16 protein-coding genes are annotated in these 17,942 nt (G+C 41.6%); 6 read left to right on the top strand and 10 right to left on the bottom strand.

Annotated elements, in window-relative coordinates; genetic code table 11:
- Nucleotides 1–36: 36 nt before the first annotated feature.
- The 3 genes from BMY70_RS29260 to BMY70_RS29250 are packed head-to-tail and all read right to left on the bottom strand — an operon-like array spanning nucleotide 37 to nucleotide 1,705.
- On the bottom strand, nucleotides 37–564 hold the full coding sequence (locus BMY70_RS29260) for a hypothetical protein (protein ID WP_090341795.1): 528 nt from the start codon (nucleotides 562–564) through the stop codon (nucleotides 37–39).
- Between the two features lie 15 nt (nucleotides 565–579).
- On the bottom strand, nucleotides 580–1,023 hold the full coding sequence (locus tag BMY70_RS29255) for a hypothetical protein (protein ID WP_090341793.1): 444 nt from the start codon (nucleotides 1,021–1,023) through the stop codon (nucleotides 580–582).
- 1 nt (nucleotide 1,024) lies between these two features.
- The gene (locus BMY70_RS29250; RefSeq protein WP_090341791.1) at nucleotides 1,025–1,705 is read right to left on the bottom strand and encodes an SOS response-associated peptidase; all 681 of its coding nucleotides are present in this window, start codon (nucleotides 1,703–1,705) and stop codon (nucleotides 1,025–1,027) included.
- Nucleotides 1,706–3,450: 1,745 nt separating this feature from the next.
- Between BMY70_RS29250 and BMY70_RS29245 the strand changes: the two genes are divergently transcribed.
- Together BMY70_RS29245 and BMY70_RS31050 are read left to right on the top strand one after the other, a co-directional pair.
- A complete protein-coding gene (locus BMY70_RS29245) occupies nucleotides 3,451–4,566 on the top strand; it encodes an alpha/beta hydrolase-fold protein (RefSeq protein WP_090341789.1) in 1,116 nt (371 codons plus the stop codon).
- Between the two features lie 258 nt (nucleotides 4,567–4,824).
- Nucleotides 4,825–4,989 carry a hypothetical protein gene (locus BMY70_RS31050; protein ID WP_177197159.1) on the top strand — a complete coding sequence of 55 codons (165 nt, stop codon included), beginning with the start codon at nucleotides 4,825–4,827 and terminating at the stop codon, nucleotides 4,987–4,989.
- Between the two features lie 570 nt (nucleotides 4,990–5,559).
- Here BMY70_RS31050 and BMY70_RS31045 read toward each other — a convergent pair.
- A complete protein-coding gene (locus tag BMY70_RS31045) occupies nucleotides 5,560–5,700 on the bottom strand; it encodes a hypothetical protein (protein ID WP_177197158.1) in 141 nt (46 codons plus the stop codon).
- Nucleotides 5,701–5,981: 281 nt separating this feature from the next.
- The gene (locus BMY70_RS29235) at nucleotides 5,982–6,884 is read right to left on the bottom strand and encodes an NAD-dependent epimerase/dehydratase family protein (RefSeq protein ID WP_090341787.1); all 903 of its coding nucleotides are present in this window, start codon (nucleotides 6,882–6,884) and stop codon (nucleotides 5,982–5,984) included.
- A gap of 164 nt (nucleotides 6,885–7,048) precedes the next feature.
- Here BMY70_RS29235 and BMY70_RS29230 point away from each other — a divergent pair, with 164 nt between their 5' ends.
- Nucleotides 7,049–7,282 carry a hypothetical protein gene (locus BMY70_RS29230; RefSeq protein ID WP_090341784.1) on the top strand — a complete coding sequence of 78 codons (234 nt, stop codon included), beginning with the start codon at nucleotides 7,049–7,051 and terminating at the stop codon, nucleotides 7,280–7,282.
- Here the strand turns inward: BMY70_RS29230 and BMY70_RS29225 are convergent.
- From BMY70_RS29225 to BMY70_RS29205, 5 genes are all read right to left on the bottom strand, one after another.
- Nucleotides 7,275–7,580 carry a hypothetical protein gene (locus BMY70_RS29225; protein ID WP_090341781.1) on the bottom strand — a complete coding sequence of 102 codons (306 nt, stop codon included), beginning with the start codon at nucleotides 7,578–7,580 and terminating at the stop codon, nucleotides 7,275–7,277. The two genes, BMY70_RS29230 and BMY70_RS29225, sit on opposite strands and share 8 nt — an antisense overlap.
- 313 nt (nucleotides 7,581–7,893) lie before the next feature.
- Nucleotides 7,894–9,438, bottom strand: a complete 1,545-nt coding sequence (locus BMY70_RS29220; RefSeq protein ID WP_090341778.1) for an alkaline phosphatase family protein — start codon at nucleotides 9,436–9,438, stop codon at nucleotides 7,894–7,896.
- 37 nt (nucleotides 9,439–9,475) lie between these two features.
- Complete coding sequence (locus BMY70_RS29215; protein ID WP_090341776.1) at nucleotides 9,476–10,336, bottom strand: glycerophosphodiester phosphodiesterase; 861 nt, start codon at nucleotides 10,334–10,336, stop codon at nucleotides 9,476–9,478.
- A gap of 16 nt (nucleotides 10,337–10,352) precedes the next feature.
- Nucleotides 10,353–11,831: a SusD/RagB family nutrient-binding outer membrane lipoprotein gene (locus tag BMY70_RS29210; protein ID WP_090341772.1), complete on the bottom strand. Its 1,479-nt coding sequence runs from the start codon at nucleotides 11,829–11,831 to the stop codon at nucleotides 10,353–10,355.
- Nucleotides 11,832–11,842: 11 nt separating this feature from the next.
- Nucleotides 11,843–14,998 carry a SusC/RagA family TonB-linked outer membrane protein gene (locus BMY70_RS29205; RefSeq protein ID WP_090341770.1) on the bottom strand — a complete coding sequence of 1,052 codons (3,156 nt, stop codon included), beginning with the start codon at nucleotides 14,996–14,998 and terminating at the stop codon, nucleotides 11,843–11,845.
- Between the two features lie 448 nt (nucleotides 14,999–15,446).
- On the opposite strand from BMY70_RS29205, the gene BMY70_RS31040 reads away from it, so the two are divergent.
- The 3 genes from BMY70_RS31040 (at nucleotide 15,447) to BMY70_RS29190 (ending at nucleotide 17,919) form a co-directional block, all read left to right on the top strand.
- Nucleotides 15,447–15,587, top strand: a complete 141-nt coding sequence (locus tag BMY70_RS31040; protein WP_177197157.1) for a hypothetical protein — start codon at nucleotides 15,447–15,449, stop codon at nucleotides 15,585–15,587.
- 341 nt (nucleotides 15,588–15,928) lie between these two features.
- Nucleotides 15,929–16,651 carry a response regulator transcription factor gene (locus BMY70_RS29195; protein ID WP_310590664.1) on the top strand — a complete coding sequence of 241 codons (723 nt, stop codon included), beginning with the start codon at nucleotides 15,929–15,931 and terminating at the stop codon, nucleotides 16,649–16,651.
- Nucleotides 16,648–17,919, top strand: a complete 1,272-nt coding sequence (locus tag BMY70_RS29190) for a sensor histidine kinase (protein WP_177197156.1) — start codon at nucleotides 16,648–16,650, stop codon at nucleotides 17,917–17,919. The genes BMY70_RS29195 and BMY70_RS29190 overlap by 4 nt, the downstream gene beginning before the upstream one ends.
- Nucleotides 17,920–17,942 lie beyond the last annotated feature (23 nt).

Below are 17,942 nucleotides of genomic sequence, written 5' to 3'. Positions count from 1 at the left end.
GTCGATTTTATCATGATTCATGGATCATTAAAGCACCTACAAGTATTTTGGTATCAAATCCAGGTATGCCTTCGGATCGCCAAAATAAAGCTGTTTAAATGCAGAATATAAGTCCAGGACTTCCTGAGGAGTGCCTAAAATGTAATGAAAGCCAAACCTATCACCGTTTTTAAAAAAGTAGTACAGGTCCTGAAGAACCCGCTCCGTAGATACGACAACACTATCTACACCCTTACGCTCAAGTATTGCTCCATACTGGTTAAAAAGGAAATCGTAATGAACAATCAGGTAGCGGGTATCATCCGTTTGGGTTCGGCCAAGCAGGCACTGTAACACGTATTTATAACTTTGAACTAAGTGTTTGTAAGTTATCCCAATGTCGCCTCTTTCGTTATCCACCATAAACAGGAAAGGATTACGTACATATTTCTGGATAAGTCGGGAGTAATCATTCATCATTTCCACTTCGACATTATTATCTCCTTCCTCCCAGAAAAATTCAAGAAAGTAACCCGGTGTTTGAAACACAGGCTCACCAAGTATGTAAGGGTTTGTTTCACTCATAGTAATAAATATTAATCAACGATTTTTAAGCCAATGGTACGAACTAAAATCATTATCATAGAGAAAATCTATCGAAGCCTGAATAATTTCCGGGTCTTTGCCAATCTGTCCCCTACAAGCCTCAATAAACTTCCGGCTTTCATCGTTCGATAAACTGATCATTTGTGATTCAAGCAGATCATCGGTAACAGCATTAACCAATTTCAATAGAAAATAAACGCCTTTACCGCTCATCCATGCGTCAGAAGCCGCGGAGTATGACGGATAGTTGATATGTATAAAGAAGTTTTCCTGCTGATTCTGAAAATAAAAAGCAATTACAGGCACCCCGTTGATAATCTGCAACCTGCCAGACGCAGAGCCGGGCCCCCAAACGTTGTAATTTTCGTTCGTTGAAACCTCCATTTCCCAGAATAAGGGCTTCAGTCCGATAAAAACATTTCCGAATAATTCGTTCATCTTAAAAAAGAGTTGCTTGAATTGGCTCTGTTGGCACTGCTTTCAGTTCGATGTGGGAGCGGTCCGTAAATTCCATTACTGAAACTTTGGGATTTAACCAGGCTTCGTGTTCCTCTGGGCTCAATACGATAAGCATCCTTTCGCCCTCGTTTTTAATCTGCTTCATTAGCTCATTACCCTCTGTAGTGCAGATCGTATAGCAATAAGTTGTAAATCCGGTAAGAGGATCCTTCCACTCATTAAAAAGTCCCGCGCAGCAGAAGACTGAATCATCGGGTTTTGTCACCAGATACTTTGTCTTTTTACATTTTGGATTATTAACATCAGCCCATTGCCACTCATACATACCATCCATTGGAATCAGGCAACGGTTATTAATCTTTGTTTTGAAAGAGACCTTTTCGGTGAGTTCTTCTACCCGCGCATTCAGGCAATTATTTCTTGCCTTGATTGCATCTTTCGTAGTCTTGCCGAATCCTTTGTATGTAAGATAGTCAGCTAGCAGCCCCCACTCATAATATTGTATAATCTGGCGTTCATCCCATCGGACAACCGGATAAAACGGATTTTGAAAGCCGTTGAATTCTTGCTTTGGCGTAAAAGTATCGCGCTCTATAAATTGGGCTTTAAGTGCCAGTTCAATCTGGCCGACATCTGCCGTTAATTTGGTATGATAGCACATATATTATTTCGTAAGTTTCGTTGTTATTGGCATTAGGTTAAGCGTTTTGTTTGGAAATTCGGCAGAATATAAATTTTGGTATTCATGAACATATTGTAAAGCAGTTAGGCATCCATCTTCATTGGTTTCAGAGCCGTCTATTATCCACTCTTCGCTATCAGCTTTTCTTACTTGATAACCGAAATGGCTAAATACTATCACTCCGTCAAGCTCCCAATATTCTTTTTCACCCTCTACATCCTACTTTACTCCTCCTTCTTCGTATCCGGTTAATTACACTTGATTATGAATGAATAGCTCAGTATTTACAAAGTCTTTATCAGCCACTTTCATAAATCCCCATTTCTTTGGTTCGAACTCTGCTGGCATTCAATAATCACTGTGATGGTAATATACTTCACCGGTTCGTAGAGAGCGAACCGAATATATATTGCTGTCATGGCTAATAATGAAATAACCTTCTGCATCCTCTTTAATGCTAAACACTATATATCCACTCTTATAATTCGAATATATAGACATGACTTTCAGCCGATTAAATTATCAATGATCTAAATTAAATATTATTTTCATTGTTGTCGCTTTGCGCTTTTATTATGTGCGAATATATGCTCAAATCGGGACTGACGAATTTAAACTTCTCCTTAATTCTGAAATTAACCATCCCTTTGACATTACAACTTTCGAGCCTGGCCTTAGCTTCTTCAAGCGTCAACATTTCATATGATAAAGCTTCATTATAGCCAGTGTCTTTATTCCAGGATTTAATCTTAATCCAACGTTCGGGATTATCAAGGCGGTGTTCACCACATAATATTTCACACTAGGTTTTGGATAGAAGGAGTCATGCAACAATTGAGCCGCCCCGCAAAGATCCCTTTATTCAGATGTCACGTTGTGATGAATCAGAATTGCCTCCGCCGCTTTATTAAAGTATTGCCGGTATTTAAAAATCAGAGATCCAGAGAAAATACCCTTTTCAAATTCAAAACGCTCACGAATCATTTCGAGTCGTGAATGAATTAAATGTGAGGCGATTGAGTAGTTATTGATATCCATAGCAACAAAAATGAATTGCTTAATGTATCAAAAATCTTTTCGTTAGTTGTTATATCTTGTGTGAAAAATTAACGAACGAGTTAGCAGGGCGAAGAATTAAAAGGCCTGTTGGAATTTTTCAAAACTGGAAAGTTTCCATAGAAACCGTTTCATTTGAATAAATACATAAATCTAGTTAACATGGATAATAAAGTAAAATCCGGACGAGACACGATCTTTACTGCATGATCCACTAAGTCTTGTATAGTTGAAATTGAGTACTTTGGTTTCCTCTCCAAGTTCTATTCTATGAATTTTTACTCCTAAATAAGCTGTAAAAATAACAACCCAGTCATAAATGCTATTTGACTGGTCTCAGACTCAATCTCATATAACATTAGGTCTGAAATACCATTTCTATAATGAGATTCTTACCAAAACGACCGTTTTTCGTTACCAATAAACAGAGGTAAGTATTGCACAGCCGCCTATCAAACTTTTTACGCTGGTTCCGGCTCGTGTCATTTGAAATTAAAAATGCAGTTTTCCGGAAATTCCATTGCTGTAATCTGCATTGACGATAAATGACGTTCATATAAAGTAGGTTTTCCATCTGACCACTTTTAAGAAGTAGCAAGTTCCCATTTTTCTAGGTAGGATAATAAAAAAAAGCATTATATTCTAAAACGGGTTTTAACTGAATGCACATGAACAAACAACGTTTTACCTTTATTCTCGCAGCTTCGTTAACTGTAGGCGCCGCTTGGGCACAGGTGGAAAAGTCCGCTATCAAAGACGACTTTAAGCCTTCAGAACTTAATCAGCCCGGCCAGGAATATCCTAAGGTGAATTCTCAGGGATATGTCCGGTTTCGGATCAACGCACCGCAGGCAGATAGTGTAAGGGTAAGCCTTGGACTGGGCGGAAGGGGCGGAACCAGACTCACTAAAGATCCGGAAGGTTTTTTTACCGGAACCACCGAAGGCCCTATGGACGAGGGCTTCCACTATTACCACCTTAATGTTGATGGAGGGACCTTTAATGATCCGGGTACACTGAACTATTATGGCTCGATTCGCTGGGAAAGCGGTATTGAAATTCCGGCTCACGATCAGGACTTTTATCAGTTGAAGAGTGTACCTCACGGGCATGTGCAACAGATCTTATTCCCATCTAAAAGCACAGGCACTTCCCGTCGTGCATTTGTTTATACCCCGCCCGGATATGAAAAGGGAAACAAACGCTACCCGGTACTGTACCTGCAGCACGGATGGGGAGAAGACGAAACTGCCTGGAGCAATCAGGGTCGTGCAAACCTGATTATGGACAACCTGATTGCAGACGGCAAAATTGAGCCGTTCATCATTGTAATGACGTATGGAATGACTAACGAGGTAAAATGGGGAAAGATAAGGGAATTTAAGATCGAACCTTTCCAGACCGTACTGGTTGACGAGCTGATCCCGTATGTGGACGCCACTTTCAAAACATTAGCTAGCCGTGACAAGCGAGCCATGGCAGGCCTTTCCATGGGAGGAATGGAAACCCGGACAATTACGGTGAACAAGCCAGACGTTTTCGGGTACTATGCACTACTCAGCGGAGGTGTATATTCACCTGAAGATCTAAAAGACAAAACCAAGCCTAAGCTTATTTTTCTCAGTGCAGGTAGTAAAGAGAAACCCGATGGGGTCAGGAATGCGGCTAATGTGCTTAAAACGGCCGGATATAATTCGGTTTCTTATGTTTCAGAGGGCACAGCACATGAATTTCTTACCTGGCGTCGAAGCCTGTATCAGATGGCACCGCTTTTATTTAAATAAACGTAGATTTGTTTCTCAGGTGATTAGCGGCTAAAATATCTCTAACCACCAGAGAAACAACCTTCGTCGGCTTCTCTTTGCTCACCATTAAAAGAGGTTTCATCCGTATTCAATATTTCAGAGCATATCGCTGTTAAAACCGGTTTGATTTCCAAGGACTGCAATTTCCATCTTTGTCAAAATAGTTGATTTTATAGTTACCAAGAAAAGCAGTAAAAGCCGAAGAATTAAAACGTAATTTCATCAATATTGGGTTCTATGTACAATTCCACCTTTTGGCAAGCTGTTTTGTATGATCAGGCTCTTACCGATAAGATCAGTAAACTCATATCTGGTGTCAATCCATCTGAAAGCGGATACGTCTTTGGTTTCGAACTTGATAATATTCTTTATCTTCTGTTTGGTTTTGTCCACAGGAGGTAAAAATCCACCTTTAAGAATAAACCATATATGTATTTGACAATTTAAATAGCAACCGCCTTTGCGAGGGGCACGTTTATAATTTATCTTAATTTCTTGTTCAACATGGTCGCCAGATATTATTGGATATAAATACTTGGGCGCGTGCGATACACTATGGCTTCTTATTATTATTTGTCGTTAACTTTTAGGCTATGTAAATGCCTAAATTCATTGTTAAAGTTCAAAAAAATCCTGTCAGACTTTGCCGACCCAAAACTAAGAATATAATCGTCACCATTGATTCTGCCCATGACTCCGAATCCTAATCGTGAGCCTGGCGGAATAGAAAGAGAGGTTACAACAGCCTCCATATTGCTAAAAGCACTTATATGCTTCCTTATTTTAGCTTCATCGTCATACACTTCTTTACCTTCCGGAGACGCTTCCCATTTTTTCCATGCAGCTTTTCTTTCATCAGCAGAGAGTGGCTTTGAGGTCGACCTTTTAGAAGCTTAATTTTTAATTTCACGATCTGCAAAGACTAGCCGCTTACCGCAACCAGCGGTAAGATTAACGCATAAATGATTTTTTTCATACATTTTTTGCAGGATTAAATGAAATAAATCCATATCCCGACAAATCAGATCCGTTAATGGCAATCTTTTTATTTTCAAGGATTTCAATCACAGCGGTGGCTGCCATTGCGGTGGCAGCAAAGCTAAAAGTTTCCATCCTGTCGTCTGTCAATGACCTCTAAAAGAATATTAACGAAACGGAAAAGCAGCCGTTTCGTCGGTTCGATTTACAGACGTTTTAAGAGTAATTGTCTTACCGGTCTTAAAATGTTTTCCTGCCTACAAAAACTCCCTTATTGAGAATGAAGATGCATTGAATTCGCTGCTAAGGAGCATGTAATAGAAGGACAGCCAAAGCTCAAATGCTTCCTGTATGTTATTCTACCTAAATCCAGGTCTTATAAATGGCTGCTTACTTCTGTAATACTTATGATTTAATCATTCTAATTTCACATATTTCTGCCAGTTATGTTGTTCTCTGAATCCCAAAACTTCACGGATCTTGCGATTTGAAAACAATGCTTCATGTTCTTCCAATTCACGTGTAATAGGCACACCAGGAAAAAAACGCTCAGCCAATTCCATACTGGGGATGATCGCACCGTTATGATCGTTTCCGGCATTAAAAACCTGATAACCAAGGTCATCTTTTTTCAAACATAAATCTACGATCTGTCCCAGATCTCGGGCATCAATATAACAGAACGCATTTCTGCGACGCACTTCGGGATTTTTAAAATAATGCGGAAACAGTTCAGCGTATTCGTGAGGCTCAATCACATTGCCTATACGAAGGGCATAAATATCATAGCCTGACCGCCGCTGGAAGCTGCGTGCCGTTTTCTCATTCACAACCTTCGATAATCCATAGCTATCCATGGGGTCAACATCATAATCCTCCTCCAAAGGCAGCACATTTGGGTTGGTTTTACCGTCTGAAAAACAGATACCATAGGTAGTCTCTGAAGAAGCAATAATAATCTTTTTAATCCCAAGCTTAACAGCTGCTTCAATCACATTGTATGTACCTATGGTGTTAACCCGAAAAGTTTCATTATCAGGTTTGATCAGGATCCTGGGCACAGCGGCAAAATGTACAACAGCATCAAAGGGTTGTACGCCATTACCAGTTTCCAAGTCACTTAAACCTGCATATGAAGTCATGGCATTAAACATTTGCCCCGAATCGGCTATATCAGCTATTAGATTATTTACCCCAGGATAGTCCAAGGCCACCATATCTACATTCATTACGCTATGTCCTTGGTCAAGCAGATATGGTATAACGTGCCTTCCTGCTTTTCCCGATCCCCCGGTAAAAAATATTCGCTTTTTAGTCATGTATTGTCCTGTTTAATAATGGTTTTATTTTTTGCCAGCAATGAAGGTATGTGCGTTTCAAATCCCTGTTTTTCCGACTGTATGGCAAATCATTTTAAAGAATCATGCCTGCTATAGGACGGGAAAGGCTTACCTATATTCTTTTCCATCAGTGATCATCATGCATGGAAAGCTTCATCAAAAATTCTTTGCTTCTCCTGTTTTACAAACCTGAGACCAAAGGTAGCTTATTTACCAGCGGCAGCTCGTCGGGCGACGTTCAAAAAGTGTCTTTAAACGTTCATTTTGTTAATCGAGGCTTCTATCGTCTTACAGCATTGATCGTAATTAACATCGTTTTTTACTTTCCTCCGTTTTTTGAGACTGGTTATTCACTTCTGGACCCTGTTTTCAACTAAATTCTTCAATTACAATACTGCTTGTATCTAATATCAGACAAGAAATTAGGTTACCATAACCAATCAATGAAAATATATAGTTTACTTCTGATTTTTGCCTTCCATATGCTAAGGTATAATTAGGCTTTGATGCTTGCATTATCTTACCAAATGAGGTAGATGGCAGGTAAATTCCGTTCTCCACAGAAAGCACTTTTGATAGCTCTTTAATTTCGATTCTGAAAGTTCTTTGTAGGTCTTCTTTATTATCCAGATAAAAACTATCAAATGATAAATCCCCTGACTTAATTAATGACATCAGATTTTTATTGAGTTCAATAACATTTAGTATAATTTTAAAAATCCATCAGAATATAAATACTTAGCTATAATTGAATCGGCACTTTTATTTATCAAATATTCTGAATTTAATATATTGGACTGAATAGGTATCACATTAATTTTCACATTATATTTCTTGGCGCCCTTAATTTTCGTTTTTGATGTTCAAATCTGAGATTTTTGCTTTAATAAGACGTGTCTCCTGGGTTATATTTTTGCAATTTGCACCACTGTAAAAGGTTTTCAGCTGACTTATGAAGAAGTCAGCTGAAAACCTTTTATTCTACCAATCATTTATTAATTCTCTCTACCTTACTGAAATTAAAATACCTGTACTGATCCATTAAAGACATATCAGCAGAAAGTTTGTAAGTGCCCCAGGGATATTTTACTGCTGTTTTTATTTGATCCTGCTTAAACTTACCAGCAGGCTTTGTGGTTTTGGCTAAAAATTCCGTCATTATCCTTCCGTCCATATTCGATGGCACCGGCAGATTATATATTCCCAGCACGGTTGGCGTAATATCAATATTGGAAGTTGGCAATGAGCAAGTGTAACCCTTTTTAAAATCCGGGCCAAAAACCATTAAAGTTATATTGATTTCATAAGGACTTGATCCTCCATGACCTGCGACACCCATCGATAAATCAGTTCCTGCATAACCCTTATCGTTACGCTCATCATTCCAGTTGGTTGCCACCAGAATATCACCTGATCGTTTTGGATGGTTATAATGAATGGCTTCAAATGACAGCGTTCCTTCAACCCAACCTTGCATATTATCTTTTCTCTTAGGTTTGGTAAACACAGCACCGACCCATTCCTCTTTGTGAAGTGCGGCTACAATTTGTTTGATCTTGTCTTCATTATGGTCTTTCACATAAATTGCGCCTTCTGCTAAAACCACGTCGTCAGAGTCTTTATCTTTTTTCAAACCTTCTTTTATTAAAAATTCCCTCAGGCTTTGTTTGCCCTTGTGGGTTACAAATCCGTGGTCGGTTGAAATAATGATATTGAAACTGCCAGTTAGATTTCTGGTTTTTAATGAATCAAGTACCCTTCCAAACTGCTGGTCTACAAATGCCAGTGCCGAAACAGCCTGTGTAGAACCAATTCCATATTTATGAGCAGAACCATCCGGATCAGAAAGCCAGGCAGCACTCACCAGCGGACCATCATTTTTTAAACCAAAACTGATCAGCGCATCAGTGACCCACCTATGTTTGGCAAAACCGCCGTTTCCAGATTTTTCAGGAAGCTCACCAATGGCTGCTATGACTTCGGGTTTAAATGATTCGGGCAAAATTAAATCAGGATTAATTATCGCACCTTTGCCTACTTTATGATTTTGCAAAAAAGCCTGACCGGTTGTACCCGAGCTGAAAACCATCATTTTTTCACCAGCTGATTCAAGCACTTCTCCTAACGAAACAGCAGTCAGCAGCTGATTGGATTCTGTGGCCTGCACTTTCATCAGATCTTCATAGGTTGTTCCGATAGCCTTTGAGCTGACCGCCGGAAAGTATATCCCATTGCCCAGAAGACCATGCGTTCCAGGATAAGAACCTGTTGCGTATGAGGCTGAGTTAACGCGGGTAACAGTTGGGAAAACACTATGATGATGAGCGCCAACCGAAGATTTTTGCTTGAAGGCAAATAAATTCGGCATAAGTTCGGCCGTGATGTAATCGGGTCTTAAACCATCAAAAAAGAAAATAAGCGTTTTGTTTTTGGCAGGTTTATCTGACTGTCCATTGGCAGCTGAAAACACCAGGTTTGCTGCAAAAAATATGAAGCAAAAATTTACCGATATCTTTAAAAAATATTTCTTCATTTCAGATCAGTTTCTTCTAAAAGTAATTATTTAATTATTAATTCTTATATACCGGTTTCAGGGTTTTGATACCAAGCTTTTCAGTTTCCGGCAGCAAAGCACCCACATTGTTTACCAAAATAAAATTTACGCCTTGCTTATACAAATCAGCGAGCTCCTGAGCCTTTTCAGCATAGAAAAAATTAATTTTGACATGGTTATCTTTCAACGATTTAATCAAAACACTCCTGTCTTCGCCTGCTTGCGGACGCAGAAGCTGGATAAATTCCGCTTTCATTTTAATCGTCGCCTCAACATATGTAGCACTATTTTTCCGGTAGCTGTTTTCACCATTACAGATCATTACTTCGGGAACCTGCGTTTTTGCCGCTTTGCCCGCTTTTTCTGAACAGGTCAGAAATGCCTGATGCAGCCTTCCTGATTTTTTAAGCATCGCAGCTGCGGCTTTTCCAACCGCCTGATCTCCTTTCAAATGACAGTTGAGCCAGACATTCTGCGGCAGCACCGCCAATGCCTCTTCAAAGGTTGGAATAAGTGTCCCTTTAAATTTCTCAGACTTTTTTACACCGGCATCAAGAGAACGTAAGTAGTTATACGTCAAATCCGAAACATTTCCTTTTCCAGTGGTCGTCCGCTCAACGTTATCGTCGTGCATAAGTACCATCACGCTGTCTTTGGTGAGCTGAATGTCGAACTCAATCATTTGGGCGCCCAGTCTTGCAGCCTCCTGTAAAGAAGGTAATGTATTTTCAGGATGCGTGTCCATACAACCACGGTGTGCACATAGCCCACGTTCCGGCATTTCTATTTTTGACTGCTGGGCCTGAACATTTGTCAATAACATTAAATTCAAAGTTATTAAACTTACAATCCAGGTAGCGTTTATCGTTCTGTTCATGATCAACTTTTAAAAATTATTTATCCCACCAAACTTTAATATCACTGTTATCACCACCCATAGAAGTCACTGCGGTTTTCAACGCCTCCGGATTAAGCGATTGCAGATAAGTCGGGTAAGGTACACGGGACGGAAATTTATTTTCTGCCGGAATCCCTGCGCCACGTGGCAAAACCGGATATCCGGTCCTTCTCTTTTCAAACCACGACTGGTAATCGACAAAGAAATAAGCGTAGTACTTTTGCAGCATGATCTGTTCAAGCTGATTTTCTGCCGCGGCATTTGCATCATACAGAACGCCCGGCTGTTTTGTAAAACCCGAGGGCATACTTGCCCCCCACTGGATCATGGATGCCGAGATACCCGATTCATAATGTTTCTCAGGTGTTGATCCTGTCGTAAATCCTTTCAGCGCAAGCTCTGCTTTGATAAATTCAACCTCTGCCAAAGTCATCATCACACCCAGTTGCGGTAACGTCTTCAAACCATCTGAATAACTTGAATTACTGCCCACCGGATATTCCAGCGTTGTTGGGTAACCGCTCTCAATTCCCTGGTAAACGTTTTCAGTTCCGGATTTCACCTGAGTAGCCCACACCGCTCTTCTGGGATCATTGATCTGATTCATTTTGCCGATGAAAAATTTGGTAAAATAACTACCATCACGCCAGTCTACCTGACGGGCATTATAAAATGGATTGAAAAAGGGAAAAGTGCCGGGATATCTGAAAATCGCCTCATCACTGTTTGCAGTAAAAACAGGATTAGCAGCCGGATCCGCAAGAATTGCTTTGATCTGTTCTTTTGCGTTCACCTCACCATCCCTATTTAAAACCCGCATCAATAACCGTAAGCGCAACGAGTTACAAAACTTTTTCCATTTTAAAATGCCCGGATTTTTCCCGCCTGAAAGCGCATTTGCACTGTATAACATGTCACCTCCATAGGTCAGTGCTTTGGTATCATCCAGCAGGCTGTTGGCCGCTTGAAGATCTTTCAGTATTTGAATATAAATATCCTTCTGTTTGTCAAACGTAGGTTTGAAATTTCCTTCAAGCGCCTTAGTCGCCTGTGAAAAAGGCACATCCCCATACAGATCCGTCAGAATAGAATAACTCCAGCTTTTGTAGATCAGAGAAATGGCTTTGTAGTTATTCTCATTTAACTTATCTGCAATAACATAAATATCCTGAATGTCACTTAGATAAGTATAAAAATTTGTCCATACGCCAGTTCCCGGGTTTACCAGATACCGGTGCAAACCACCTCCGCCGGCACTTGCGCGAGGCGCATCCACCTGCATCAGTTCATGGGTAAAATTACGGCTTGCATTTACGGTGCTGTTAATGATTTTATATTGAAGCTGCCCCAGCATAACGCCCGGTGTAATCTCCTTGGGACGGTTTGGATCTGTATTGAGCTTTTCAAAACCATCGTTACAGGCCATTAGCAGCCCTGCCAACAGCAAAATCGGAAAATATATCTTTTTGAACATTTCTATGATTGTTAAAATTTAAGGGTAAGGTTCATACCCATCGTTCTTGTGGATGGAAACTGCGCAAGTTCAACTCCTGGCGTGAGTGTCCCGTTGTTCAGGTTGCCGCCTTCGGGATCAAATCCTGGAAATTTGGTGAAGTTGAAAAGGTCTCTTCCAAAAAGCGCCAGGCTGGTCTGGCGTACACCAATCCTGTTTAGCAATGCCGCAGGCAAATTAAATTCAACCCGGGCTTCTCTGATTTTCAGGAATGAGGCGTCAAAAACATTGGTTTCTGCATTTGCAATCTGGTAGTAATTGTCGTAGTATGAGCTGGCGGCGACTTTCGTGGTGTTAGGTATGAAACTTCCATCAGGCTGTTTTACTACACCCTGACCAACAATTCCATCTTCCCTGCCCGGCAGGGTAACTTTTGTTTTCCCAAGTGTATTATTTTTATGGTTGGTCTGAGAGAACATACTGCCACCTTTCTGGCCGTCAAGCAGGATACTGACACGTACATTCCTGATTGTAAACTCGTTGGAAATACTCGCTTTCCAATCTGCAAAGGCATTCCCCCATTTTTTAGTAGTCGGATCCAGTGCCGCCGGCAATCCTACCGATGAATAAATGATCTGACCATCAGGAGCGCGCTGAAAACCGCGACCATACATATCACCCATCAAACCACCCACTCTGGCTTCAACCGAAACATTGGAGTCATGTGCATATATTACCTGATTGGTGATTCCCGAAGCAAGTTCGCGCACAAAACTTCTGTTTCTTGACCAAAGCAGTGTGGTGTTCCAGCTGAAATTCCTTTTTGTGACAGGTTTACCAGTCAGTTTTACTTCAACACCACGACTATTGATAAGTCCGGCATTGATCAGCGCATTCGAATATCCTGAAACCGGGTCAAGTGGTATGGCAAGAATCTGGTTACGGCTGTTGTTGTTATAGTAAGCCAAGTCCAGTCCTACGAGATTTTTCAACAAACGCAAATCAAGACCGAATTCATAACTTGCTGTGATTTCAGGCTTTAAGTCTGCATTAAAAAGTGTTGATGAATTCGTGAAGCTATTGCCATATACCCTGTCATAATACCGTGCTGTCTGGTACGGCCGAGTATCATTTCCAACCTGTGCCCAAGAAGCCCTCACTTTGGCAAAGGAAACCGCGGCTGGAAGCTTGAAGATTTCATTCAGCAAAAAACTGGAACTTACCGATGGATAAAAGAAGGAATTATTCCCGTAAGGCAGCGTACTCGACCAGTCATTTCGGCCAGTTACATCCAGAAATATCTTTTCATCATATGAAAACTGCGTGGCAGCATACATACTGTTGATCGCTTTCTTTGTTTTTAAAGGATCTGCCACAGCCTGATCCAAACTGTTGGATATCTGGTAGATACCCGGCTGTGCGAGCTGATCAGCATAAAGTCCTGCAAAGTCATAGGACTGGCGCATGGCGTTGGCTCCTACCGAAGCAGTGATATCAACCAGACCAGCTATTTTGTCTTTATAATTTAAAAGAAAATCCGTGTTGGATTCATAATTGAACACATTTTGTTCGCGGTACATCCCTCTTGGATAACGCGTCATGCTGAAAGGACGCTGCTGAGAGCGGAACTCATAGGCCATATCCAGACCGGTACGCACGAGAAAATCCCATTTGCTTGAAATTTCATAAGCGGCCGAAATATTTCCAATCACGCCATGTTTGTTCATTTTGTTGAGCATTTCATACATGCCCAGATAGGGATTGTCCGGCGTTGGATTAAAAGGATTTCTCTGCTGAATATTTTCTTTCCCCGGCACCCAGTAAGGTTTAAACCACTCTGGTTTTATATTCGGCGCTGTCCCCAAAATCAAAAAGTACATCAGCGACTGGTTGTTGTAACCCGCCATCGGAAGGTTATCGCTTTTCTTGTTGGTATAGTTAACTTTCCCATTGATTTTCAGTCGTTCTGAAATTTTTTGACTCAAAGAAAGTGCAACATTCAAACGTTCAAAACCCGTGTTGGGAATGATCCATTTGTTTTTCATATGCGTTAAAGACAGCCTTGCCGAGCCCTTTTCTGTTCCGCCTTCCAGCGAAACGCTGTTTGAAAATGTAGTTCCGGTCTGGAAAAAACCTGAGATATAATCTTTGTTGGGAACCCATGGCGTGCGAACCGTAGGTTTTCCATCCGGTGCGTCAGGGTTGTATTGAAAATAGGACTGACCGTCAAATTTCGGTCCCCATGCTCTTCCTGCTGCAACGGTTGTCGCCGTGTTAGGGCCATCTTCACTATCCAGGTAAGAAAAATATTTATTTGTCCGGCCTTCTCCGTATTCAAACTGGTAATCCGGATAGCGGTTTATCTGTTCAATACTAAAATTTGAGTTAACTGTTACGCCGATTCCTTTGTCTTTACGGACACCTGACTTTGTCGTAATAATAATGGCACCACCAGCAGCGCGGCTTCCGTAAAGTGCCGTTGCCCCTGGCCCTTTCAGCACGGTAACCTTCTCAATATCATCCGGATTGATATCAGACAAACTTGACCCGTAATCCACCGGACTGTCTGCTGAAAGGTGGGAATTAAATCCTGTTCCCGTGATTTTGCTGCTCACCGGCACACCATCAACCACGATCAGAGCCTGGTTATTGTCCAGATTAAGAGAAGATTCACCGCGCAAAGTGATACGCGCAGATCCCATCGGCCCCGCGCCTGCACCCTGGATGTTTAGTCCCGCTACTTTTCCGGAAAGTGTGTTGACCCAGTTATTGGATTTGGCATCTTTCACCGCATTTTCACTGATTGTCTGAGCAGCAAAGCCCAGCGATTTTTCCTCTCTCTTAATACCAAGCGCGGTCACAATAACCTCGTTTAACATTTTGGTATCTTCAAGCAAAACGATGTTAATAACGCTTTGTTTTCCGATCATTTTCTCCTGGGAAATAAACCCGATTGCGGAGAAAATTACAGCTTGACCCGGTGAAGGTGTGTCCAGTGCATACTTGCCCTGAGCATCCGTTGTAGTTCCGGAACTGGTTCCTTTGATCAATACATTTACACCCGGAATCGGGTCTCCGGACTGAGCGGTTACGCTACCGGAAATTCGGATAAGCTGACCATTTGAAACAAAGGACACAAAGAGGCCCAGCAGCAAGGCAAAAAATGCCGGCAGTAGTCGTTTTTTCATATTTATGAGCGGTTCTTTAAAACAGCACTAGTAAAGGCTGTTATGCAACTGGTTGTTTGTAAGGCAACAAAGGTAGTTGCACAGTAAAAAGGTGGTATTACCTGTGGGTTAAGGAATTATTATATTGGTGTGAGGAGCGGGTTGTTTTTTTTGGGAATATTTTGATTTAGGATTAAAAAGGGGTTAAGTACTGTCAACGCTTCCAGAATGCTCGAATAGTACTTTTTATAAAGTTTGACCCTGGTAAAATATAGGCCTGGATGCTTGCGAAATGGAAGCTGTGGAGTTTTTTGTGGAGAATTCTGACGCGCTGACCATATGATTCCGTGGCAGATTGACCATCAAGAGACTATTACTCAACGTAGGCTAAATAATTATCAATCATTCCCTTACACTGGTCAATTCCAATCGAAAATCCCTGCCCTCAATTTCCGAATTTGGGTGATCAGTGGCTCCGAATTCTCCAGCCTGGCAACTAGACGACTCAATTCAGAGTAAAGTAATGGCGATGGTTTTTGCAATGGTATCAGAAATTGAAAGAGACCTGATCAGTAAGTGGACGAAAGAGTCACTTGCGCCTAAAAAATGATCGGGGATAAAATTAGGTGGGCCCACTGGCCCTGGTAAAAGTAAACTTGATCAGTACAGACCCGAGATTGAAGCATTGCTTTTGAAGGGTTCAAGTCAGAAGTACATAGCAGACCGTTACCAGGTTACTGAGCCTACTTTGTCTAACTGGATTAAAAAATAGTGTGAAAAGATATAGGAAAGTAGCATAGCTCAAAAATTACTGAGGATATAGACCAGCAACTGCCTGGAATGGAGTCTGTATCTAATATTTTCTTAACCAGTAGGAGTATTCGAATATTAACATTTAACCTCCGTAGAAATCTTACTTATAAAATTTTGTACGGAGGTTAAAAACAATTTATGTATCTTAATCTAAAAGAATTCCAAATCATCGACGTAATTTCCGAAATGAAAATCCTGATCATCGAAGACGAACCAGAACTCGCTGCCGACATTGGTGCCTATTTATCCGCACAGGATTATCTGTGCGAATATGCCGGCACATGGGCACAGGCCAGAGAAAAAGTCGAGCTGTATCGTTATGAATGTATCCTCTTGGATTTAATGCTACCTGGTGGTGATGGGCTGGACATTCTTGACATCCTTAAAGAACAAGGGCAGCAGGACGGCGTGATCATTATTTCTGCCAATAACGACTACAAAAACAAAATTAGGGGCCTGCATGCGGGTGCAGACGATTATCTGGCTAAGCCCTTCCATTTGCCTGAACTGGCAGCGCGCATTTACTCAGTGATCCGTCGCAGGAGCTTTGCCAACCAAAACAATGTCCTGCAAAACGAGCTAAAAGTAAATTTATCTTCAAGAGTTGTAACTGTGAATGGTTCAGTAGTCTTATTAACGCGCAAGGAGCTGGACCTACTTTTATTTTTTATCAGCAATAAAAACCGTGTGATCGCTAAAAGCGCCTTGGCGGAGCATTTGTCAGGAGACATTGCCGATATGTTTGATAACCATGACTTCGTATATGCGCATGTTAAAAACCTGAAAAAGAAGTTGACCGAAGCTGGTTACGGTAATTATCTCAAAACGATCTACGCAACAGGCTACAAATGGGAAGGATGAATAAATTACTGGACCAAAGCCTTCGCCCGCTGGTGATTTATGCGTTGGTCGTACTGATCGTGAGTATTCCCTTTTATTTTCTAACCATTAACTGGATCTGGGAAAATGAATTGGATAAACACCATTATGCAATCCGTGAAAAACTTGAAAAAAGATTGACCAGCCTGAATCTTCCCGACAGCTCTGTGACTGAAATGATCGGTGTACTGGACAAAGTGCAGCCAGGGTTTTCTTTTACCCAGGCTACTGCGCCCAGTGCAGACAGCAGTTACACGCTGATCCGGTTTGATACTTTCATGAAAGACCGTGAGCAGTTTCGTTGCCTGACGACCGATATCCGTGTGAATGGAACACTCCTACGGGTGCTGATTGAAACCAATATGGAAGAAATCGACGAAACGATCCTGGCGATCGCGGCGGTCACCATTTTCTTCTTTATTGTGCTATTTGCAGGCTTCATTTATCTTAACCGCAGAACATCGCTGCGCGTTTGGCGGCCATTTTATGATACACTGGCCAGTCTGAATGCTTTCAGATTGGAAGGCGGCAAACCGGTAGCATTCCCTGTATCGCAAGTTACTGAATTTAGTGATTTGAACCAAAGCCTTGACCGGCTCATTGATGCTAGCCTGGCCTCCTTCAGGCAGCAAAAAGAATTTACTGAAAATGCCTCCCATGAGCTGCAAACTCCGTTAGCAGTTGTCAAAACTAAGCTTGACCTGCTGCTGCAAAGCCACTTGCTGGATCAGCCGCAAATGCAGATCCTAGAAGATGCGTATCAGGCCATTAACCGCGTGACAAGGATTAATAAAAACCTTTTACTTCTGGCAAAAATCGAACATGCCCAATTTGACAACCAGCTGGACATTTCGGTTCCCGGGTTACTTGCTGAATTGAGCGCGCAATTCGCCGATCGGTTTGAAAGCAGCGGCATTCGCTGTACCCAGCAAGTAAGTGAAATGACATTGCAAGCCAATCCTATCCTTTTAGAAATCCTGCTAACCAATTTGCTTGTGAATGCGCTGCGCTACACCCCGGCAGGCGGCAGCGTTTCTGTACGCTCGGACCAACGCAAGTTAATATTTGACAACACGGGCATTTCACCGCTTAATGAGCAAAACCTTTTCCGGCGGTTCGCACAGGCATCTGTCGAGCATGCCGGTAGTGGCCTTGGACTTGCTATCGCCCGTGAGATCTGTGAGCGGTACGGCTGGCAGATCACGTACCATTTCAACTGCGGACATCATCATTTTACTGTAAGCTTCTGAAATTCTAAATTTCTTCCAAATCG

The organism is Dyadobacter koreensis, from assembly GCF_900108855.1.
In the GTDB taxonomy this organism is placed as follows: domain Bacteria; phylum Bacteroidota; class Bacteroidia; order Cytophagales; family Spirosomataceae; genus Dyadobacter; species Dyadobacter koreensis.
The sequence above is the reverse complement of the archived record's forward strand: the minus strand, read 5'-3'. Positions and strand labels throughout refer to the sequence as shown.